At 68.8% G+C, this 20,153-nt stretch carries 20 protein-coding genes and 2 tRNA genes; 8 read left to right on the top strand and 14 right to left on the bottom strand.

Annotated elements, in window-relative coordinates:
• Positions 1 to 3 precede the first annotated feature (3 nt).
• On the bottom strand, positions 4 to 669 hold the full coding sequence (locus LX14_RS07855) for an aminodeoxychorismate/anthranilate synthase component II (protein ID WP_253646671.1): 666 nt from the start codon (positions 667 to 669) through the stop codon (positions 4 to 6).
• Between the two features lie 69 nt (positions 670 to 738).
• Here LX14_RS07855 and crgA point away from each other — a divergent pair, with 69 nt between their 5' ends.
• Together crgA and LX14_RS07845 are read left to right on the top strand one after the other, a co-directional pair.
• Positions 739 to 1,029, top strand: coding sequence for a cell division protein CrgA (gene crgA, locus LX14_RS07850; RefSeq protein WP_253646670.1), 291 nt, complete (start codon positions 739 to 741; stop codon positions 1,027 to 1,029).
• A gap of 115 nt (positions 1,030 to 1,144) precedes the next feature.
• Positions 1,145 to 1,534 carry a PH domain-containing protein gene (locus LX14_RS07845; RefSeq protein WP_253646669.1) on the top strand — a complete coding sequence of 130 codons (390 nt, stop codon included), beginning with the start codon at positions 1,145 to 1,147 and terminating at the stop codon, positions 1,532 to 1,534.
• Between the two features lie 23 nt (positions 1,535 to 1,557).
• Here the strand turns inward: LX14_RS07845 and LX14_RS07840 are convergent, their stop codons facing one another.
• Together LX14_RS07840 and LX14_RS07835 are read right to left on the bottom strand one after the other, a co-directional pair.
• Entirely contained in the window at positions 1,558 to 2,388 is an 831-nt protein-coding gene (locus tag LX14_RS07840; protein ID WP_253646668.1) for a rhomboid family intramembrane serine protease, read from the bottom strand.
• A gap of 38 nt (positions 2,389 to 2,426) precedes the next feature.
• On the bottom strand, positions 2,427 to 2,963 hold the full coding sequence (locus LX14_RS07835) for a peptidylprolyl isomerase (RefSeq protein WP_253647932.1): 537 nt from the start codon (positions 2,961 to 2,963) through the stop codon (positions 2,427 to 2,429).
• Positions 2,964 to 3,033: 70 nt separating this feature from the next.
• On the opposite strand from LX14_RS07835, the gene LX14_RS07830 reads away from it, so the two are divergent.
• Entirely contained in the window at positions 3,034 to 3,384 is a 351-nt protein-coding gene (locus tag LX14_RS07830; protein ID WP_253646667.1) for a hypothetical protein, read from the top strand.
• Between the two features lie 140 nt (positions 3,385 to 3,524).
• Positions 3,525 to 4,040 (top strand): DUF4190 domain-containing protein, encoded by a 516-nt coding sequence (locus LX14_RS07825; RefSeq protein ID WP_253646666.1) that lies wholly within the window; start codon positions 3,525 to 3,527, stop codon positions 4,038 to 4,040.
• 15 nt (positions 4,041 to 4,055) lie between these two features.
• On the opposite strand, the gene LX14_RS07820 is transcribed toward LX14_RS07825, so the two are convergent.
• The 11 genes from LX14_RS07820 to dnaA all read right to left on the bottom strand — a co-directional run bounded on the left by LX14_RS07820 (position 4,056) and on the right by dnaA (position 17,515).
• A complete protein-coding gene (locus tag LX14_RS07820) occupies positions 4,056 to 5,195 on the bottom strand; it encodes a hypothetical protein (protein WP_253646665.1) in 1,140 nt (379 codons plus the stop codon).
• 104 nt (positions 5,196 to 5,299) lie between these two features.
• Positions 5,300 to 5,372: transfer RNA gene (locus tag LX14_RS07815), tRNA-Ala, on the bottom strand.
• A 142-nt stretch (positions 5,373 to 5,514) separates the two neighbouring features.
• A tRNA-Ile gene (locus tag LX14_RS07810) sits at positions 5,515 to 5,588 on the bottom strand.
• 65 nt (positions 5,589 to 5,653) lie between these two features.
• Positions 5,654 to 6,622 carry a DUF3566 domain-containing protein gene (locus LX14_RS20930; RefSeq protein WP_253646664.1) on the bottom strand — a complete coding sequence of 323 codons (969 nt, stop codon included), beginning with the start codon at positions 6,620 to 6,622 and terminating at the stop codon, positions 5,654 to 5,656.
• Positions 6,623 to 6,650: 28 nt separating this feature from the next.
• On the bottom strand, positions 6,651 to 9,146 hold the full coding sequence (gene gyrA / locus LX14_RS07800; RefSeq protein ID WP_253646663.1) for a DNA gyrase subunit A: 2,496 nt from the start codon (positions 9,144 to 9,146) through the stop codon (positions 6,651 to 6,653).
• A 52-nt stretch (positions 9,147 to 9,198) separates the two neighbouring features.
• A complete protein-coding gene (gene gyrB, locus LX14_RS07795; protein ID WP_308214114.1) occupies positions 9,199 to 11,310 on the bottom strand; it encodes a DNA topoisomerase (ATP-hydrolyzing) subunit B in 2,112 nt (703 codons plus the stop codon).
• A 311-nt stretch (positions 11,311 to 11,621) separates the two neighbouring features.
• Entirely contained in the window at positions 11,622 to 12,149 is a 528-nt protein-coding gene (locus tag LX14_RS07790; protein ID WP_253646662.1) for a DUF721 family protein, read from the bottom strand.
• Positions 12,142 to 13,341 (bottom strand): DNA replication/repair protein RecF, encoded by a 1,200-nt coding sequence (recF, locus tag LX14_RS07785; RefSeq protein ID WP_253646661.1) that lies wholly within the window; start codon positions 13,339 to 13,341, stop codon positions 12,142 to 12,144. Before recF ends, LX14_RS07790 begins: the two co-directional genes overlap by 8 nt.
• Before the next feature lie 27 nt (positions 13,342 to 13,368).
• Positions 13,369 to 14,262: a phosphogluconate dehydrogenase (NAD(+)-dependent, decarboxylating) gene (gnd, locus tag LX14_RS07780; protein WP_253646660.1), complete on the bottom strand. Its 894-nt coding sequence runs from the start codon at positions 14,260 to 14,262 to the stop codon at positions 13,369 to 13,371.
• A gap of 20 nt (positions 14,263 to 14,282) precedes the next feature.
• Complete coding sequence (gene dnaN / locus LX14_RS07775) at positions 14,283 to 15,446, bottom strand: DNA polymerase III subunit beta (protein ID WP_253646659.1); 1,164 nt, start codon at positions 15,444 to 15,446, stop codon at positions 14,283 to 14,285.
• A gap of 500 nt (positions 15,447 to 15,946) precedes the next feature.
• Positions 15,947 to 17,515 carry a chromosomal replication initiator protein DnaA gene (gene dnaA / locus LX14_RS07770; RefSeq protein WP_253646658.1) on the bottom strand — a complete coding sequence of 523 codons (1,569 nt, stop codon included), beginning with the start codon at positions 17,513 to 17,515 and terminating at the stop codon, positions 15,947 to 15,949.
• Positions 17,516 to 18,015: 500 nt separating this feature from the next.
• Between dnaA and rpmH the strand changes: the two genes are divergently transcribed.
• From rpmH to yidC, 4 genes are read left to right on the top strand one after another with little or no spacing between them, the layout of a single operon-like run.
• The gene (gene rpmH / locus LX14_RS07765) at positions 18,016 to 18,159 is read left to right on the top strand and encodes a 50S ribosomal protein L34 (protein ID WP_253646657.1); all 144 of its coding nucleotides are present in this window, start codon (positions 18,016 to 18,018) and stop codon (positions 18,157 to 18,159) included.
• Positions 18,160 to 18,199: 40 nt separating this feature from the next.
• Complete coding sequence (gene rnpA / locus LX14_RS07760) at positions 18,200 to 18,595, top strand: ribonuclease P protein component (RefSeq protein ID WP_308214084.1); 396 nt, start codon at positions 18,200 to 18,202, stop codon at positions 18,593 to 18,595.
• A complete protein-coding gene (yidD, locus tag LX14_RS07755) occupies positions 18,592 to 18,933 on the top strand; it encodes a membrane protein insertion efficiency factor YidD (RefSeq protein ID WP_253646655.1) in 342 nt (113 codons plus the stop codon). The genes rnpA and yidD overlap by 4 nt, the downstream gene beginning before the upstream one ends.
• A complete protein-coding gene (yidC, locus tag LX14_RS07750; RefSeq protein WP_253646654.1) occupies positions 18,927 to 20,078 on the top strand; it encodes a membrane protein insertase YidC in 1,152 nt (383 codons plus the stop codon). Before yidD ends, yidC begins: the two co-directional genes overlap by 7 nt.
• Positions 20,079 to 20,153: the final 75 nt, after the last annotated feature.

Here is a 20,153-nt window from a genome sequence, read left to right as displayed (position 1 = left end):
TTCTCAGGCGACCGGGGCGATCGCGGACTCCATGGCCCGCTCGAGCTCGGCGACGGTCACCTCGGGGACGTCGTAGCCGGCAAGCCGCAGCCAGTTCGCCAACATGCGGTGCCCGCCCTGGGTGAGCACGCTCTCGGGATGGAACTGGACGCCGTGGATCGGCAGCTCGCGGTGACGCATGGCCATGACGATGCCGTTCTCTGTCCGACCGGTGACGACGAGCTCGTCGGGGATGGTCTCGGGGATCACCGTCAGCGAGTGGTAGCGCGTCGCGACGAACGGGTCCGCCAGTCCGGCCAGCACGCCGTCGCCGTCGTGGTGGACCGTCGAGGTCTTGCCGTGCAACAGCTCCGGCGCGCGGTCGACCGTGGCACCGAACGCCGCACCGATCGCCTGGTGGCCCAGACACACACCGAGCAGCGGCGTCCCGGATCGTGCCGCGGCGTCGACGAGTGGCATGGTGGCACCCGCCCGCTGCGGGGTCCCGGGGCCGGGACTGAGCAGGACGGCGTCGAAGTCGGCGACGACGGCGTCGAGATCGGCCAGACGCGGGTCGTCGTTGCGCCACACCGTCGCGTGCACTCCGAGCTGGCCGAGGTACTGCACGAGGTTGTAGACGAAGCTGTCGTAGTTGTCGACGACCAGAACCGAGGGCGCGTCCGTGCTCATCCGGCACACCGTACGCGCTGCGCCGCAGGTGGGATACCGTGGAGCCGAGTAGTTCACAGTGAGGAAGAGATGCCGAAATCCAAAGTCCGGAAGCGGACCGACTACACCATCAACCCGGCGAGTCGTACGCCGGTCAAGGTCAAGGTCGGCCCGTCGAGTCAGATCTATGTCGGGGCCATGCTCGGGCTGATGCTCATCGGGCTCGCCTGGCTGATCGTCTTCTACCTCGTCGCCACCCCGAGCAGCCTCGGCGCCGACGGGAAGATCCTGCACTGGATGTACGCGCTCGGCGCGTGGAACTTCCTCATCGGCTTCGGCTTCATGATCACCGGCCTGCTGATGACGATGCGGTGGCGCTGACCACCCGAACCATCCCCAACCTGGGGAATGACATGTGTGTCATTCATCCCCACTGGGGATAACTCCTGTGGACAACTCTGTCGACGGTGCACGGAGCACCTGGTCGACACCGCGGGTGGCCGGCGCTGCACTCGTCGTCGGCGGGATCGTGCTCGCAGCGGGGGCCGTCGCGTCGCTCTCGGATCCCGGGGGCACCGTCATCATGGGCGTCGCCGCTGTCCTGCTGATCGCCACCGGGGTCGTCGCCTTGGTCGTCCGTCCCCGACTCGTCGTCGTGCCGGGTGAGGTGTCACTGCGGACGGTGCGCGGGGTCTCCCATCACACCCCCGCGCAGATCGACCGGATCCGTGTCGTCGCGACCGCTCGTCTGGGTCGCAAGGTGCCCACGCTGGAGTTCGACTTCCCCGACGACCGTCTGGTGGTGATGGGCCGGTGGGATCTCGGTGCCCACCCCGACGACGTCGTCGACGCGCTCGAGGCCGCGGGGTTCACCGTCAGCCGGTGACCTCCGTCGGTCTGTGAGTCGGGTCAGCCGCTGACCAGCAGCGAGATCGCGATCGCGAGGACGGCGAGCGTCCCGACGCTCGCCCAGCCCACGCGGGAGACGGTGCGCGCGGTGCGGTTGCGTGCCCCGAGGACCAGTCCCGGGAGCAGCAGGATGCCCGCGGTGGCGGCGGCGCCGAACACGAGACCGCCGAGATGGGCCCAGAGGGAGATGTTGGGGATCGTCACCGAGATGACGATGTTGATGACGATCAGGCCGATGATCTGGCCCGGGGGGATCTTCGCGCGGATCACCGCGACGAGCAGTCCGCCCATGACGCCGTAGATGGCGCCCGATGCGCCGGCGGCGGCTGCCATCGGGCTGAACGTCAGGACCGCGGCGCTGCCACCGAGCAGTGCGACCGCGTAGACACCGACGAAACGTGCCGTGCCCAGGGCACTCTCGAGATCGCGGCCCAGGATGTAGAGCGTCAGCATGTTCAGGCCGATGTGGATCAGCGAGTAGTGCAGGAACCCCGAGGTGACGATGCGCCACACCTCGCCCTGGCCCACGAACGGCCCGAAGAGGACTCCGTCGTAGAAGGCGCGCGAGTCACCCGGACCGACGTTGCCGACGCCGTGTGCCTGCAGCGCGGTCAGGACGAAGACGACGACGTTCACCGCGATGAGGGCGTACGTCGCCCGGGGTCGGGTCGTGCCGATCGTGACCGCGCGGGGTGTCGACCCCCGGGCCTGTCGCACGCAGTCGACGCAGTGCTGACCGACCGCCGCCGGGGTCAGGCATTCCGGGCAGGCCGGACGCCCGCACCGGGTGCACGAGAGCCCGGTCGGGCGGTCGGGGTGCCGCGCGCACACCGTCCGCGGCGCGGACGGTGGCGGCGGGTGGGGCTGGTTCAGCTGATCTCGATCTTCTCGATGATCACGTCGTCGAGCGGCTTGTCGCGGCGGTCGGTGCTGGTGGTGGCGATCGCGTCGACCACGGCCCGCGACTCGGCGTCGGCGACGACACCGAAGATCGTGTGCTTGCGGTTCAGGTGCGGGGTCTTCGTGACCGTGATGAAGAACTGCGAGCCGTTGGTGCCGGGGCCCGCGTTGGCCATCGCGAGCAGGTAGGGCTGGTCGAACTGCAACTCGGGGTGGAACTCGTCACCGAACTGGTAGCCCGGGCCGCCCGTGCCGGTGCCCGTCGGGTCACCGCCCTGCAGCATGAACCCGTCGATCACGCGGTGGAAGATGGCGCCGTCGTAGAACGGGCCGGAGTCACCGCCGGACGCGTTCGGCTGGCTGTACTCCTTCTCGCCGGTCGCGAGGCCGGTGAAGTTCTCGACGGTCTTCGGCGCGTGGTTGCCGAAGAGGTCGATGACGATGTCGCCCCGGTTGGTGTGCAGGGTCGCGGTCGCGGTCTTCTGTGGTGTGCTCACGCACCCCATGGTGCCACCTGGCAGGCTGAGGCCCAGATGCCGCCGTGCCCTCGGCGGCCGACGATCGGAGAGCAGCCCCATGTCGAGAGCCACCACCGTCACCACCGCGGCCCTGGGCGTCGTGACGCCGTGGTCGGCGCCGGTCCGACTGCTCGCCGCGCGGGGTCTGCTCCGCGCTCGCGCCGCGCGCAAGGCGTCGGCGGAGCAGGGCCCGACGCCGGCCCGGCCCAGCCGCCGTCGTCGCCGTCGCCCGTCTGCCCGCACCGTGGTCACCGTCCTGGGCATCGGTGGTGTCGTGGCCGCCGCCGGTGGTGTGGCGATCGCACTGCGCGGCGGACGTCGCACCCCGCCGCCTGTCGCGCCCGCACCGCCGCGCGTCGAGGACATACCCACCTCGGACCCCGCGGGCGGCGCGACGGGGCCCGAGTGAGCTCGGGCGCCGAGTAACTTGTAGGCGTGCATCCCGACGACCACCCCGCGCCGCGACCTGCCGCCGGGGGTACGACCCGCCCGCCCGGCGACCGTTCGGCGCCCCTGCGTCGCCAGGGCCCGCCGCCGGGTCGGCCGCCGATGACCCACCCCGGGCGACCGTCGGGTCCGCCCTCCGGTGCTCACGCGGCGCCGCCCGGTGCGCCTCCGACGACGAACGTCCCCCGCCAGTCGACGGGTCCGCGTACCGCCGACAGCGGTGCGCTCGCCTACTCGCAGCAGCGTCCGGCGCGGGGACCCGAACCCGATGACCGTCCGACCACCGTCTACCCACCCGACAGGTCAGTCCTCGCCGAGCGTTCCACGGAACGCCCCACGGACGACGGCGCCGTCGACGTCCCGGAATCGAGCTCGATGACCGCTGCGCCACGTGCCTCGACCAACCGGCTGTCGATCGTCGCGCTGATCCTGTCGTTCCTCGGGGTGACCGCGATCATCGGCATCATCTGCGGCCATGTGGCGAGCGGTCAGATCCGCCGCACCAAGCAGTACGGACGTCAGCTCGCCCAGGCGGCGCTGTGGATCGGCTACTCGTATCTGGTCGCGGCACTGCTGTGCCTGGTCGTCTACCTGGCCATCGCCGGCCAGGGTTCCTGACCGCTCGTCCGCTTCTCAGCGACCGGGCAGGTCCGCCCGCGCGACGCGGGGTGTCCCGCCACCGCCGATCGAGGTCGGCCCGTTGTCGTCGACGACGGCGAGGGCGACCATGATGCGTTGCACGTCCCTCGACCATGGTGTGTTGTCCCGGACCCGCTGGGCGAACGGGAACCCGTGCTCTCGGCGGAAGGTGTCGGCGAACGAGCCCTGCGGGCCGCGCTCGGTGACGAACCCGAACGACGCACCGCCCGTCGAGTCGGCGATGTAGGCACCGAAGTTCTGCATCGTCCACGCCAGTTGCCGGCCCGGATCGGTCTCCAGTCCCAGGCGGGCGAGGTCGATGTCCGCGGGGATGGCAAGCAGCGAACCCATCCGCATCGCGGTGTTCCTGTTGTTCCCGATCGTCCCGTAACCGCCCACCGATCCCCGGTCGGATGTGGCCGCGGGCCAGCGGGAGCACTGCGCATCCGTCCGGCAGCGGAACAGCACCTGGGCGGTGTCGACGAGGATCCGCAACGCGTGTCGCGGCCCGGTGGCCGGGCCGGGCGCGAGGTCACCCAGACGGAGCACCCCGCCGGGATTGCCGGTCAGTCCGGCGCCGCCGGGACGCGTGGACAGCCCGTCACCGTAGATGTCGACCGGACCGCTGCTGTCCATCGCCGTGGCCGGGCCGCCGACGGAGCAGCGTGCCAGCGGGGTGACGAGCCGCACCGTCCGCTTGTCGGCCATCAGGACGGCGGCGCCCTCGTTCTCGTTGCTGGAGGGGACGACGTAGTCGCGCGGGATGGGTGCCGAGAAGAGCGTCGGACCCGTGGCCGGGCAGCGACTCCGGCCGGTCCACCCGGCACCGCTCTGGTGGACCGCGGTGAGGGGTGCGTCGGGGGTGAAGATCAGGTGGTTGCCGTCGTCCTGTGGCATCGGCGCCCACACGTCGCCCCGGGGGACGCGGGGCAGCCCGGCGGGGACGTACCGCGCACCGGAACCGATCGGTGTGTTCCAGACGCTGGTGTCGGCGAACGGCTGACGCAGGACCGCGGCCAGGATGTCCGCTGGTGTCCCCCCGTCGGCGGCGGACGCAGTCCCGGGCAGACACGCCCCCAGGACGAGGGCCACGACGCCGGTCACCGACATCCGCCGTGCGAGTGAGGTGGTCACCTGAGGAAATTATCGTCGTGTCGGCGCCGGCAGGTGATGCGCCGGACACGACCGGGTACCGGTTCGGCCACGCGTGCCGTTCGGGGTCCGGCAGCGGATGTGAGTGGAGCCTAGGAGATTCGAACTCCTGACATCTGCCTTGCAAAGGCAGCGCTCTACCAACTGAGCTAAGGCCCCGTCCCGGATCAGATCCGGTTGTTCGGGAGGGTGTGCCACACCTGGGTGTTGCGTCGCGACTCGGCGATCAGCGCGATGACGACGACCGCGGTGGTGACACCGGCGAGAACTGCGATCCTCATCGCGGATCCGTCCTCTCCTGTGGGCCTAGGAGGACTTGAACCTCCGACCTCTTCGTTATCAGCGAAGCGCTCTAACCGCCTGAGCTATAGGCCCGCGGACCGTCGCCGGTCAACCTGACGAAGGCTACCGGATCACCGGGATCGGCGACAAAACGCCCGTCAGTCCCGATCCGCGAGGGTGACCTCGACGCCACCCACGAGGTCGGAACTCATGTTGTAGATGAACGCCCCGACGGTGGTCAACGCCGTGAAGACGATGACGTAGAGCGCACCCACACCGGCCGCCACCCCGAAGACCGTGCCCGCGGTGATCTCGAACGACGACTCGGTGGTGTTGTCGCTGGAGACCAGCTGACCGAACGAGTTGTTGATCTGGTCCCACACACCCATGCCGTCGAGGATCACGTAGAGCACGCCGATCGCGATCATCCAGATGAGGAAGAGCGCGATCGCGAGGACCGCCGACACCTTGAACGTCGACCACGGGTCGATCCGGCGCAGCTGCACGGCGGCGCGCAGCGGACCCCGGTGTGCGGCCGGGACGGACTCCACCGACCGAGCGCCCGAGGGTGCGGTCGCCGGATGGTGGATGGCGTCGAGATCGGGCAGGTCCTCGGGAACCTGGTTGCGTCCGATGTTGCGCGTCGGACCGTCGATGATCTTGCCGGTCAACGAGTTCCGACCGCGGGGGGTCGACGAGGAGTCGGTCGTGTCGCCCTGGGGCACTCCCCCGTCGGCGTCGAGCTTCGCGACCGGTGTGCGGGTGGTCGCGTCCTGGCCGGGCGGCTTCGGTGCCGCGCTCCCGGTCACGAGTGGCCGCTTGGGACGCGGCGGCGGGGTCTGGCCCTGCTGATCGCCGGCCTGCTGGGATCCACCGTTCTGGGGTCCACCGTTCGGGGTCCCACCGTTCTGGGGTCCAGCCTGCTGGGGTCCGCCTGTCTGGGTCCCACCCGATGCGGGCGGACCGACGGGCGAGGACGGAGGACCGCCGACCCGCTGCCACGGGGGCACGCCCCCGGGACCCGTCCCCGGGTTGGAGCGCTGCCCCTGCTCGCCCGACTCCTCACGGTCCTGCACGGACGATCCCGGACCGGGACGCTGTCCCTCGGGCTCGCGGGGTGTGCTCACGTGCGCTCCTGTCGATCGGGGTGCTCGGTCACTCGACCTCGTCGGGCTCGTCGGCGTTGCGGGCGATGGCCAAGAGGGTAGTGCCCTCGTCGAGGTTCATCAGGCGGACGCCCTTCGTCTGACGACCTGCCTTGCGCACCTGCTTGGCCAGAGTACGGATCACGCCGCCACCCGAGGTGATGGCGTACAGCTCCGAGCGGTCGTCGACGATGAGCGCGCCGACGAGATCACCGCGGCGACGGTCGTACTGGATCGTCAGGACACCCTTGCCGCCGCGACCCTGCACCGGGTAGTCGGTCATGGCCGTCCGCTTGGCGTACCCACCTGCGGTGGCCACCAGCAGGTAGTTGTCGTCGGCGACGACGTTCAGCGACAACAGCTGGTCGTCGTCGTTGAACCGCATGCCTTGAACACCCGACGTCTGCCGGCCCATGGGACGCAGGGCCTCGTCGGTCGCGGAGAACCGGATCGACTGTCCCCGCTTGGACACCAGGAGCAGGTCGTCGTCGGAGCTGCACAGTCGGGCGCCGACGAGCTCGTCCTCGCCGCGGAGGTTCACCGCGATGATGCCGCCGGAGCGGGCCGAGTCGAAGTCGGTGAGACGTGACTTCTTGACGAGCCCGTTGCGTGTGGCGAGCACGAGGTAGGGCGCGTCCTCGTAGCTCTTGATCTGGATGACCTGGGCGATGCGCTCCTCGGGCTGGAAGGCCAGCAGGTTCGCGACGTGCTGGCCGCGTGCCGTGCGATTCGCCTCCGGCAGCTCGTACGCCTTGGCCCGGTACACGCGACCCTTCGTGGTGAAGAACAGGATCCAGTCGTGCGTCGAGCACACGAAGAAGTGCGCGACGATGTCGTCCTGCTTGAGGCCGGCACCCTGCACACCCTTGCCGCCGCGCTTCTGGCTGCGGTAGAGGTCGGTCTTCGTGCGCTTGGCGTACCCGGTCTCGGTGATCGTGACGACCACGTCCTCACGGGCGATGAGGTCCTCGTCGGTGACGTCGCCGTCGGCCGCGACGATCTGCGTCCGTCGCTCGTCGCCGAACTTGTCGACGACCTCACGGAGTTCGTCGCGGACGATCGCCCGCTGGCGCTCCGGCTTGTCGAGGATGTCCTTGTAGTCGGCGATCTCGCGCTCGATCTCGGCGAGGTCGTCGATGATCTTCTGCCGCTCCATCGCCGAGAGCCGACGGAGCTGCATCGCGAGGATGTGCTCGGCCTGGATCTGGTCGACGTCGAGGAGATCCATCAGGCCCGTGCGGGCCTCCTCGGTGTTGGCCGAGGCGCGGATGAGGGCGATGACCTCGTCGAGGGCGTCGAGCGCCTTGACCAGACCACGCAGCAGATGGGCGCGTTCCTCGGCCTTGCGCAGGCGGTACCGCGTCCGTCGGATGATGACGTCGAGCTGGTGAGCCACGTAGTGACGGATCATCTGGTCCAGCCGCAGGGTGCGCGGCACGCCGTCGACGATGGACAGCATGTTGACGCCGAAGCTCGTCTGCAGCTGGCTGTGCTTGTAGAGGTTGTTCAGCACGACCTTGGCCACGGCGTCGCGCTTGAGCGTGACGACGATGCGCATGCCGACACGGTCCGAGGACTGGTCCTCGATCTTGCTGATCCCCTTGAGCTTGCCGTCGTTGACCTGCTCGGCGATCGACACGATCATGCGGTCGGGGTTGACCTGGTACGGCAGCTCCGTGATCACCAGCGTGGTGGCGCCGGTGCGCGACTCCTCGACGTCGACGACGCCGCGCATCCGGATGCTGCCGCGCCCGGTGGTGTACGCCTCCCCGATCCCGGTGCTGCCGACGATGAGGCCGGCCGTCGGGAAGTCGGGGCCCTTGATCCGCTCCATGCAGGCGGCGAGGGTGGTCTCCTCGTCGGCCTCGTGGTTGTCGAGCGCCCAGAACACCGCGTCGGCGACCTCGGTGAGGTTGTGCGGCGGGATGTTGGTGGCCATGCCGACCGCGATGCCGCCCGAGCCGTTGATCAGCAGGTTCGGGATGCGGCTCGGCAGGACCGTCGGTTCCTGCGTCTTGCCGTCGTAGTTGGGCGTGAGATCGACGGTCTCCTCGTCGATGTCTCGCAGCATCTCCATCGCCAGCGGCGTGAGGCGGGCCTCGGTGTAGCGCATCGCGGCGGCGCCGTCGTCGCCCCGGGAGCCGAAGTTCCCCTGGCCGTCGACGAGCGGGTACCGCATCGACCACGGCTGCGCGAGACGCACGAGGGCGTCGTAGATGGCGGTGTCACCGTGCGGGTGGTAGTTGCCCATCGTCTCGGCGACGGGCTTTGCGCACTTGACGTAGCTGCGGTCGGGGCGGAACCCCGCGTCCCCCATCGCGTAGAGCAGCCGTCGGTGGACGGGCTTTAGTCCGTCACGGACCTCGGGCAGCGCGCGACCGACGATGACGCTCATCGCGTAGTCGATGTAGCTGCGCTGCATCTCCTGCTGGATGTCGACCGGTTCGATCCGGTCGCCGCCGGAGTCGTCGGTGGTGCCGCCCGGCGGCAGGGTGGTGTCGGTCATCAGATCACTTTCGTTGTCAGGCGCCGTGTTTCACGTGAAACGAGCGGGGCCGTCACACGTCGAGGAAACGGACGTCCTTGGCGTTGCGGGCGATGAAGCTGCGACGTGCGACGACGTCCTCGCCCATCAGCACGCTGAACAGTTCGTCGGCGGCGGCGGCATCGTCGAGGGTGACCTGGCGGAGGACACGGACCTCGGGGTCCATGGTGGTCTCCCACAGCTCCTTCGCGTTCATCTCGCCGAGACCCTTGTAGCGCTGGATGCCGTCGTCGGGGTTGATCTTCTTGCCTGCGGCCCGCCCGGCCTCGAGCAGTCCGTCGCGCTCGCGGTCGGAGTAGGCGAACTCCGGCTCTGCGCCCTTCTGCCACTTCAGCTTGTACAGCGGCGGCTGCGCCAGGTAGACGTGACCGTGCTCGACCAGGGGCCGCATGAACCGGAACAGCAGGGTCAGCAGCAGCGTCGAGATGTGCTGCCCGTCGACGTCGGCGTCGGCCATCAGCACGATCTTGTGGTACCGCAGCTTCGTGAGGTCGAACTCGTCGTGGATGCCGGTGCCGAACGCGGTGATGATCGACTGGACCTCGGCGTTCTTGAGGACGCGGTCGATGCGGGCCTTCTCGACGTTGATGATCTTGCCGCGGATCGGCAGGATCGCCTGGTACATCGAGTCGCGACCGGACTTCGCGGAACCGCCGGCCGAGTCACCCTCGACGATGTAGACCTCGCACTTGGCGGGGTCGTTGCTCCGGCAGTCCGCCAACTTGCCGGGCAGACCGCCGATGTCGGTGGCGCTCTTGCGTCGCACCAACTCTCGGGCCTTGCGCGCGGCGAGCCGGGCCTGCGCGGAGCCCACGGCCTTGTTGATGATGATCTTGGCCTCGGCGGGGTTCGACTCGAGCCAGTGCGACAGGTGCTCGTTGGCGACCTTCTGCACGAAGCTCTTCACCTCGGTGTTGCCGAGCTTCGTCTTGGTCTGTCCCTCGAACTGCGGGTCCCCGACCTTCACCGAGATGACCGCCGCGAGCCCCTCGCGGATGTCGTCGCCGGTGAGTTTGGGGTCCTTGTCCTTGAGGAGCTTCTTGTCGAGGGCGTACTTGTTGACCGTGCTGGTCAGTGCAGCGCGGAACCCCTCCTCGTGCGTTCCGCCCTCGTGCGTGTTGATGGTGTTGGCGAAGGTGTGCACCGACTCGGAGTAGCCGCCGTTCCACTGCATCGCGACCTCGATCTCGTGACCGGTGCCCTTGGCCGTGAAGCCGACGATGGACGCGTGGATCGGGCTCTTCGTCCGGTTGAGGTGGGCGACGTAGTCCTCGAGGCCACCCGGGTAGTGGTAAGTCCGGGTACGGGGCTTGCCGGGATCCTTCTTCTCCGTGTCGGGACCGGGCTCCACCGCAGCTGCGTCGCCGTCGGCGAGTTCGGCCTCGTCGTCGGACACCGCCTCCGCGGACTGGACGATCTTCTCGGCCTGCTCGACGTCGTCGACGTCGTTGACGACCTTCGGTCGCTGATCGGTGAGGGTGATGGTGAGCCCCTTGTTGAGGAACGCCATCTCCTGCAGCCGACGCGCGATGGTCTCGAAGTTGTACTCGGTGGTCTCGAAGATGTCCGGGTCCGACCAGAAGCGCACGGTGGTACCGGTGCGCTTGGTGGCGGCGCCCTTCTGCAGGGGTCCGGGCACGGCGTGGTCATAGGTCTGCGTCCAGTGATGGCCGCCGTAGTCGATGTCCAACTCGACCTTCGTCGACAGCGCGTTGACGACGGAGATGCCGACGCCGTGCAGACCACCGGACACCGCATACGAGTCCGAGTCGAACTTGCCGCCCGCGTGCAGCTGGGTCATGACGACCTCGACGGTCGGCACACCGGTCCTGTGCATGTCGGTGGGGATCCCGCGGCCGTCGTCGACGACCTGGACTCCCCCGTCCGGGAGGATGGTCACGTCGACCTGGCTGGCGAACCCGGCCATCGCCTCGTCGACGGAGTTGTCCACGACCTCCCAGATCAGGTGGTGGAGACCGCGTTCACCGGTCGACCCGATGTACATGCCGGGGCGCTTCCGGACGGCTTCGAGCCCTTCGAGGATGCTGATGGAGTCGGCGCCGTAGTCGCTGCCGGCCTTCTTCGGCGATCGGTTCGTCTTGCTGGTGCCGTTGGTGTCCGCCACGAGTGGGGTCCGCTCCTTGTCCTCGCCGATGCCCCACACGAGAGGTGGGGATCCGGGCTGGTCGATCTGCTCGCACACGCCTGTGCCCCATGCCGGGGCAGTACCGCTCCATACTACTGCCTCACCTGTACGGAAACGGCTCTGCAGCCTGCCTGACGCGCCCTCAGACCGATTTTCTCGCCGAAAACCAGGGGCGCTTGACGTCGAGCGGGTCAGAACGCCGTCCCGGGGCGCTGGTGATGTCCCTTGGACGCACCGCGCGGCCGGCCGGTTCCCCGCTCGCCGCGGTCGGACGGTGATCGGTCGGCGATCTACCCGTATGTGTCGCGCGGGCCGCGGCCCGGGACGGTGCGGGTGCCCTTGCGCCAGGACGGCGCACGCGGTCCGGTGATGCGGAGTGACACCACGACGTCGCGACCCACCGCGGCGGCGATCTTGGACAGGATGTCGCGCTGGACCAGCCGCAGTTGGGTCGCCCACGCCGTCGACTCCGCCGTCACCGACAGGACACGGTCGCGCAGTTCTGTCGGTTGTGCGTGCGCCGCGATGTCCTCGCCGACGATGCCGTCCCAGGCCCCGAAGATCTGACCTTCACCGAGTTTGGGTTGCCAGCCCCGTGACTTCGCCAAGGCGCCGGCCGCGCGCCCGAACGGCTGGGGGTCCCGTCCGTCCGGTCCGGCGCTGGACCACCGTCGACGGCCCCGCCGGACAGCCGGGGTCGAGGCGCGCCCCTGCCCCACGGCCTTGCCCGCGGCTTTCGCCGCCTCCCGCGCGTCGTCGAGGGCGCGTCGGGCCAGTTCGTGTCCGTCCGACCGCGACGGATCCTTCTCGTCAGGCATGCGCCACCTCCCCTGTCGTCGGGGTTTCGCCCAGCAGATACGACTCCCGGGCGCCATCGTTGTCCCGGACCCCGACAGCCAGCCGCCGCCCACCGACCGCACCCGGGATGTCGTCGCCGACCGCGGCGGTGATGATCACCTGCTCCACCGATTCCGCGAACGTTGCGAGCGCTGCCCGCCGCGACGCGTCGAGTTCCGCGAAGACGTCATCGAGGAACACCACGGGCTCGGCGCCGTCGTCACGGATCAACTGGACCGATCCCAACCGCAGGGCCAGGGCCAGCGACCACGACTCCCCGTGACTGGCGAACCCCTTCGCCACCTGACCGTCGAGGGTGATGTCGAGATCGTCGCGGTGCGGACCGACCAGACAGACGCCACGGTCGATCTCCTTGCGCCGCGCCTCCGCCAGACGCGTCAGAAGCGTCGCCTCGATGAACTCGATGTCGGCGGGTGCGTCGGCGGGGACGATCTCCTCCCCCACCGCCGGTCGGTAGCGCAGATCGACTGGTCGTGAATGCGGCGCGAGAGTCGCGTACTCCGCTGAGAAATGCGGACGCAGCCGACGGACCACGTCGAGACGGCCGGCGGTGACGACGGCGCCGAACTGCGCGAGCTGTGTGTCCCACACGTCCAGGGTGCTGATCACCGACTCCGCCGACGACCCGCCGGACCGCATGGCGGCCGCCGCGGTCTTCAGCAGCGCCGACCGTTGACGCAGCACGCGGTCGTAATCCGACCGCGCGGCGACCATGGCCGGGCCGGAGAGCGCCGCGAGTTCGTCTGTGAGGCGGCGTCTCTCGGCCGGCTCCCCCCGCACCAACGAGAGGTCCTCGGGCGCGAACATCACCGACCGCAGGATCCCGACCACATCCCGCGCGCGGCGCGACGGTGCACCGTTGACCGCCGCCTTGTTCGCCCGCCCCGGGGTGATGGTGACGTCGACGGTGAGTTGTCGACCGGCGTTGACCACTGTCGCCGACACCGATGCCGCATCCTTCGCGGTACGGACCAGGGCCGCGTCGGAGCTGACCCGATGCGACCGCAACGTGGCGAGGTAGTTCAGGGCCTCGACGAGATTCGTCTTGCCGAATCCGTTGCGTCCCACCACCACTGTCGCTCCGGGTCCGAGGTCGACCTCGAGCTCCCGCCAGGAGCGGAAGTCACGCAGGCGCAGGGAACGGACGAACACAGGACAGGACCGTGGGACCGGCGGCGGTCAGGACTCGCCGGCGCGCTTGACCGCGTGGCCGCCGAACTGCTGGCGCAACGCCGAGACGGCCTTGAGGGTGGGCGAACCGGACTCCTGGCGCGACGCGAACCGTGCGAACAACGCCGCCGAGATGACGTTGGCAGGCACCGAGTGACGGATGGCCTCCTCGACGGTCCACCGCCCCTCACCCGAATCGGTGGTGTAGTCGGAGATCTCAGCCAGACCCGGATCGTCGGCGAGAGCGGCGACGAGCAGGTCCAGCAGCCACGACCGGATCACCGTGCCGTGCGTCCATGCGCGCAGCGTCCCGGCGACGTCGTCGATCAACGGTTCGGCCGAGAGCAGTTCGTAGCCCTCGCCGTAGGCGTGCATCAGGCCGTACTCGATGCCGTTGTGGACCATCTTCGCGTAGTGCCCGGCGCCCACAGGACCGGCGTGGACGAACCCGTCCGCCCGATCGCCGGGAGGGCGCAGCGCGTCGAATATCGGCATCGCCTTCTCGACGTCCTCGGCCGACCCGCCGGCCATCAGGCCGTAGCCGTTCTCCAGCCCCCACACACCACCCGAGACACCACAGTCGATGTAACCGATCCCCTTGGCGGACAACATCTCCGCGTGCGGGGCGTCGTCGGTGTACCGCGAGTTGCCGCCGTCGATGACCAGGTCACCGGGCTCGAGGATGTCGCGGAGCTTCTCCACGGTCTCCCGGGTGGGTGCGCCCGACGGGACCATCACCCACACCACGCGGGGAGCTGCCAGGCCGGCGACGAGATCCTCCAGCGAGCCGACATCGCTCACCTCGGGCCGCGGGTCGAAGCCGACCACCTCGTGACCCGCGTCCGCGATCCGGCGCCGCATGTTGGCGCCCATCTTTCCGAGACCGATCAAACCGAGTTGCATTGCCGGACTTCCTCTCCCGATCAGCCGGGTAGGCGGACCGGCATCAGCAGATAGGTGAACTCGCTCGACGGTGCCGGGTAGGCGCCGCTGTCGTCGGGGACGGGTGTCTCCTCGGTCGCGGGCCGCAGGACCGCGGGACGGCTGGGGGTGGTGAATCCGAAATCGACCGAGGCGCTGTGCAGTGCCGCGAGTCCGTCGAGGAGATACCCCGGGTTGAAGGCGATGGTCAGCGGCTCCCCGTGGAAGCTCACCGGCACCTCCTCCTCGGCCTTGCCCGAGTCGTCGCCGCCGGCGGTGAGACGCACCGAACCCTCGGTGAACTCCAGCCGCACCTGCGCGCCCCGCTCGGCCACCAGCGCCACACGCTTGATCGCGTCGGTGAGCTCGGCGATGTCGACGGTCGCCATCGACGTGTGTGACGTCGGCAGCAGCTGACGGAACTTGGGAAACTCCGCGTCGAGCAGACGTGTGGTGGTCTGACGTCCCTGCCCGAGGATGCCCAGCAGACCCTCGGCACCGATGGTGCCGGGGGATCCGAGCGCCAGGGAGACCGCAGAGGTGTCCGATCCGGCCGATCGGGCCGACTCCGACAGCGTCTTGGCGGGGACCAGCACCGCGGCCGTGTCGGTACCGCTGGGCTGCCAGGTCAGTTCCCGGACCGCGAGACGGAAGCGATCGGTGGCGGCGAGCACCACGGTGTCGTCCTCGATCTCGACACGGATGCCGGTCAGCATCGGGAGGGTGTCGTCCTTGCCGGCCGCGACGGCGACCTGTCCGATCGCCTCGGCGAAGAGCTCGGCCGGGATGGTGCCGGTGACCCCGGGGACCTCCGGGAGGCTCGGGTAGTCCTCGACCGGCATGGTCGGGAGCGAGAAACGCGAACTGCCGCAGGTGATCACGACGCGGGTGCCGTCCAGTGCGACGTCGACGGGCTTCGCCGGCAGGGACCGCGTGATGTCGGCGAGGAGCTTGCCCGAGACGAGGACGCGGCCCTCGTCGGCGACCTCGGCGGAGATGTCGACCTGGGCCGACACCTCGTAGTCGAAGCCGGAGACTGTCAGACCCGTGTCGCCACCGGTCAGGACGACGCATCCCAGGACGGGGACCGGCGGGCGGCTCGGCAGGCTACGGGCGACCCAGGCGACGGCGTCGGCGAACTCATCGCGTGTGACACGGAACTTCACCGCGTTCGACCCTCCCGTACCTGCGTGGCCACGACTGCGGCCGATCTGCGGATGTGGGCACCACTCTAGAACGCTGCGAGGGCCGTCGTCGCCAACGGGGGCGAGTTGGTCGACGGGCGGTCTCGGACCCTGTCGGCCCCTGGGGACCAACCGGTCTGTGCACATCGCTTCTTTCACAGAGAACCCATAGAGATGACTTCATGGAAGTAATAGCGGCTGTGCAATCTGTGGACAGGACCACGGCGGTGCAGTTCACGTCGCGCGTCGCCGGTGTGAACCACATGTGGACCGTCACCTCGTCGTTGCGCAGGGGTTGTGCAGATGTGGGGAGTTGTTCATCGGACTCCACCGTGTGTCCACAGATCGACGGGGTTATCCACCGAGTTATCCACAGCTGGGGATTCGTCTGAGCGGAGGACAGAACGGGCCGACCGAGGGCATGAAGTGTCGATCCGGGGTCGAGACATCACCCACGTACGGGGTGGAGGGCGACCGATCGGTCAGGACCGCGAGCGCTGTTTGATGCGCGCGGTGAGCTCCTGGACGTGGTCGTAGACCTTGCGGCGTTCGGCCATCTCCTTGCGGATCTTCTTGTCGGCGTACATGACCGTCGTGTGGTCACGGTCGAACGTCTCGCCGATCTTCGGCAGCGACAGGTCCGTGAGCTCTCGACAGAGGTACATGGAGATCTGGCGGGCCTGTGCGATCGATCGTGTCTTGCCGGGCCCGCGGAGCTCGTCCACGCTGATCTCGAAGTACTCCGCGGTGATGGCCAGGATCGCCGGTGCGTTGATCTCGACGCTGCCCGTGTCGGGCAGGAGGGCCTGCAGCACGATCTCGGCCAACGCGAGGTTGAGATCGGCGCTGTTGAGCGAGGCGAACGCGGTGACGCGGATCAGGGCGCCCTCGAGCTCCCGGATGTTGCGCTCGATCTTCGAGGCGATGAGCTCCAGGACGTCGTCGGGGACCTGCAGGTTGTCCATCTGCGCCTTCTTGCGCAGGATCGCGATCCGCGTCTCGAGCTCGGGCGGCTGGACGTCGGTGATGAGACCCCACTCGAAGCGCGTCCGCAGACGGTCCTCGAGGGTGGCGAGCTGCTTGGGCGGACGGTCGGAGGACACCACGATCTGCTTGTTCGCGTTGTGCAGCGTGTTGAACGTGTGGAAGAACTCCTCCTGGATGCCCTCCTTGCCGACGAGGAACTGGATGTCGTCGACGAGCAGGACGTCCACGTCGCGGTATCGGCGTTTGAAGGCGACACGGCGGTCGTCACGGAGAGAGTTGATGAAGTCGTTCGTGAACTCCTCGGTGGAGACGTACTTGACCTTCATCCCCGGGAAGAGGCGTTGCGCGTAGTGGCCCGCGGCGTGGAGCAGGTGGGTCTTGCCCAGTCCCGACTCACCCCAGATGAACAGCGGGTTGTATGCCCGCGCCGGTGCCTCGGAGATGGCGACGGCGGCGGCATGGGCGAACCGGTTCGACGCGCCGATGACGAACGTGTCGAAGGTGTACTTCGGGTTCAGGCTGCTCGGGTCCCCGGGGCCGGGGTTGAACCAGTTGGCCCAGTCGCCGTCGCGGCCGTCGGACGCGGGCAGGCCCGGGGAACGCATGGCCTCGCCGCGGGCGGGTTCGTAGCGGTGGTCCATCGCGGCGTCCCGGCGATCGGCGAAGGTGTCGGACAGGCCGTCACGGTCGTCGTCGCCGTCGACCGACCTGCTCGTATCGACGGCCTGACTAGGGATGGTGGGTGGCTCGGCATCGGGATCGATGCGGACGCCGAGGTCCACCTCGCGCCCGAGATGTGTGCTGAGCGACGCGCGGATGGGTTCGCGCAGGGTCCGTTCGATCTGTTCCTGCACCCGGGCGGACGGGACCGCGAGGAGCGCGAACCCCTCCACGAGGGTGAGCGGCTGGACGAGCGACAGCCACGCCTTCTGCTGTCGGGTCAGTTCCTCACCGATGGCGGGGGTGGCGGTCAGGTCGACGACGACGCGCTGCCACACCTCGGGGAACGACTCGCGGGGAAACGGGTCACGATCGGCGTCGAGATGATCGCGATCGGTGCTCAACGTGGTCCCCTCCCGGCCGGCGCACGAGCGTGGCCGCGAAGCCCATCGTGGACCGGAGACGATGGATTGTCCACACGGTTATCCACAGCTGTGGACGAACGGTGCGACGACGACACGACTGGCCGGGATACACGCCCCATGGCCTCCGTCGGCGCGGCGCGGCGCAGAGCGTCACGCGGCCCGACACCGTCGTCGCACGAAGCTAACAGACTCCTCCCGTCGGACTCAACAGCTCCCACCACAACGATCGTGGAGAATCAACGACCGACGGGGATACGGCGTGTCGACGCCGGCCGTGCGACGCCGGTCCACGGCGTCTGCGCAGGTGACGGACCGTGGAGCGGTTTGACGGCCCCTGGGACGGTCAGTAGTCTCGCAAGGTCGCCGACGGTGGGATCAGTGTTGCGTGCGACCGATCGCCCGGGTTCCCCGGGCTCGGTCCGTGCACGTGATGACAGGCCGCGGCAAGAGACCATCACAGATCAACGAGGAGTTCTCGCGTGGCCAAGGGAAAGCGCACCTTCCAGCCCAACAACCGTCGTCGTGCCCGCGTGCACGGCTTCCGTCTGCGGATGCGGACGCGTGCCGGTCGCGCCATCGTCAACGGCCGTCGGCGCAAGGGCCGCGAGAGCCTGACCGCCTGAGTTCCGCGGAGCCCACGGGCTCGCAGCGGACGCCTGCACTGTGCTGGCCCGGCATCAACGGATCTCTCGAGGCTCCGACTTCACCCGCACACTCCGCCGGGGTGTGCGGGTTCGTCGTGCCGATCTCATGGTCCATGTGCTGCCCACCGGCGGCCCGGACGTGGTGGCCGTCGAGCGCGGATCGCGGTACGGGTTGATCGTGAGCAAATCCGTCGGTGATGCCGTGACGCGGCACGCGGTCGCCCGCAGACTGCGCGTCGCCGCCGCGGGTGCCGAGGTCTCGGCCTCCGACGATCCCGATCGCAGTGAGCTGGTGGTGATCCGAGCGCTCCCCGGCGCGGCGGACCGCTCCAGCACCGAGCTCACCGACGAGCTGACGTCGGCTCTTCGGAAGGCGCACCGGCGTCTGGCCGACGACGCCGTCGGTGCGCGATGAACGACGACGACGAGAGCGGGCGGACGCGGAGCCTGTCGAGACTGCCCCGTCGGGTGCTGGTCTGGATGGTGGAGCTGTACCAGACCTGGATCTCCCCGACTCGGATGCCGTCCTGTCGGTTCGAGCCCTCCTGCAGCGCATACGCCGTCGAGGCGCTGACGACCTGGGGTGTGTTCCGTGGCGGAGCCCTCTCCCTGTGGCGTCTCGCGAAATGCGGTCCCTGGCACGCTCCCGGGTACGACCCGGTTCCCGAGCGCCGCACCCCCCACGTCCGCGACACCGCTCGCGACACCCCTAGTGCTGTTGTCCGCAGTGAGGAGCAAGTGACACCGTGCTGAACTTCATCTACTACCCGGTCTCCGGGATCATGTGGGTCTGGCACTGGCTGTTCAGCCATGTCCTGCCCGACTCCCCCGGTGGCAGCGGCGTGGCATGGGCCCTGTCGGTCGTGTTCCTCGTCTTCACCCTGCGCGCGATCCTCTACAAGCCCTTCGTCAAGCAGGTCCGCACGACGAAGAAGATGCAGGAGATCCAGCCCCAGCTCCAGGCGATCCGCAAGAAGTACGCCAAGGATCGCGTGAAGATGACCGAGGAGATGCAGAAGCTCCAGAAGGAGCACGGGTTCAACCCGCTCCTCGGGTGCCTTCCGATGCTGGCGCAGATCCCGGTGTTCATCGGCCTGTTCCACGTGCTGCGGTCGTTCAACCGGATGGGTACGGGGTTCGGCCAGCTCGGGATGTCGGCGGCGGAGACCCGCTCGACCGGCAACTACTTCTTCTCCGCCGACCAGGTGCAGAACTTCCTCGACGCCCGGCTCTTCGGTGTCCCGCTCTCGGCGGCGGTGTCGCAGCCCAAGAGTGAGTGGCTGGCGTTCAGTGCCGACGGCGTCGTCGACTTCACGCGCGCACACATCATCTACCTGGTGATCCCGCTCGTGATCCTGTCGTCGATCGCGACGCACATGAACTCGCGCGCGTCGGTCGCGCGTCAGACCGCGGCGGCGCTCGAGAACCCGCAGACCGCGATCATGAACAAGCTCGCTCTCTACGTCTTCCCGCTCGGCATCCTCGTCTCGGGCGCGTTTTTCCCCGTGGCAATCCTTCTCTACTGGGTGAGCAACAACCTCTGGACCTACGCGCAGCAGCACATCGTGTTCGGTCAGATCGCCAAGGAAGAAGAAGCCGAGCGCGTCGCGAAGCAGGAGAAGCTGAAGGCGAACGCACCCAAGCCCGGTGCCCGTCCCGAACGCGCCAAGAAGAAGGCCGCCTCCGACTCCGAGTCCGTCGAGGACGCCGCGGTGACCGATGGCACTACGCAGGCTGCCACCGCCGACGACGCGACGACGGAGAAGGGTCGCACCGACCTGACGAAGAGTTCGGCGAAGCGCAGCGGCGGCGGGTCGGCACGCAAGGCCTCCTCCGCGACTCCCCGACCCGGGCAGCGCCCGACGGGTACGCAGCAACGTCGGCGCAAGCGGCGATGAGTCCGGCGGCGTGACGCCGCCGTCTCCCGGTGCCCGGCAGTGGCGCCCACACGAACCTGTCCACACACGATTCCG

Origin of the sequence: Williamsia deligens (assembly GCF_024171765.1) — a bacterium.
Classification (GTDB): Bacteria; Actinomycetota; Actinomycetes; order Mycobacteriales; family Mycobacteriaceae; genus Williamsia_A; species Williamsia_A deligens.
Note: the sequence above shows the minus strand (reverse complement) of the source record. Positions and strands in the feature narration are given on the sequence as shown.

Coding starts and splice junctions, on each gene's coding strand:
- LX14_RS07855 (WP_253646671.1), bottom strand. CDS start 669: ATGAGCACGGACGCGCCCTCGGTTCTGGTCGTCGACAACTACGACAGC.
- crgA (WP_253646670.1), top strand. CDS start 739: ATGCCGAAATCCAAAGTCCGGAAGCGGACCGACTACACCATCAACCCG.
- LX14_RS07835 (WP_253647932.1), bottom strand. CDS start 2,963: ATGGGGTGCGTGAGCACACCACAGAAGACCGCGACCGCGACCCTGCAC.
- LX14_RS07830 (WP_253646667.1), top strand. CDS start 3,034: ATGTCGAGAGCCACCACCGTCACCACCGCGGCCCTGGGCGTCGTGACG.
- LX14_RS07825 (WP_253646666.1), top strand. CDS start 3,525: ATGACCCACCCCGGGCGACCGTCGGGTCCGCCCTCCGGTGCTCACGCG.
- gyrA (WP_253646663.1), bottom strand. CDS start 9,146: ATGACCGACACCACCCTGCCGCCGGGCGGCACCACCGACGACTCCGGC.
- LX14_RS07790 (WP_253646662.1), bottom strand. CDS start 12,149: ATGCCTGACGAGAAGGATCCGTCGCGGTCGGACGGACACGAACTGGCC.
- gnd (WP_253646660.1), bottom strand. CDS start 14,262: ATGCAACTCGGTTTGATCGGTCTCGGAAAGATGGGCGCCAACATGCGG.
- yidD (WP_253646655.1), top strand. CDS start 18,592: ATGAACGACGACGACGAGAGCGGGCGGACGCGGAGCCTGTCGAGACTG.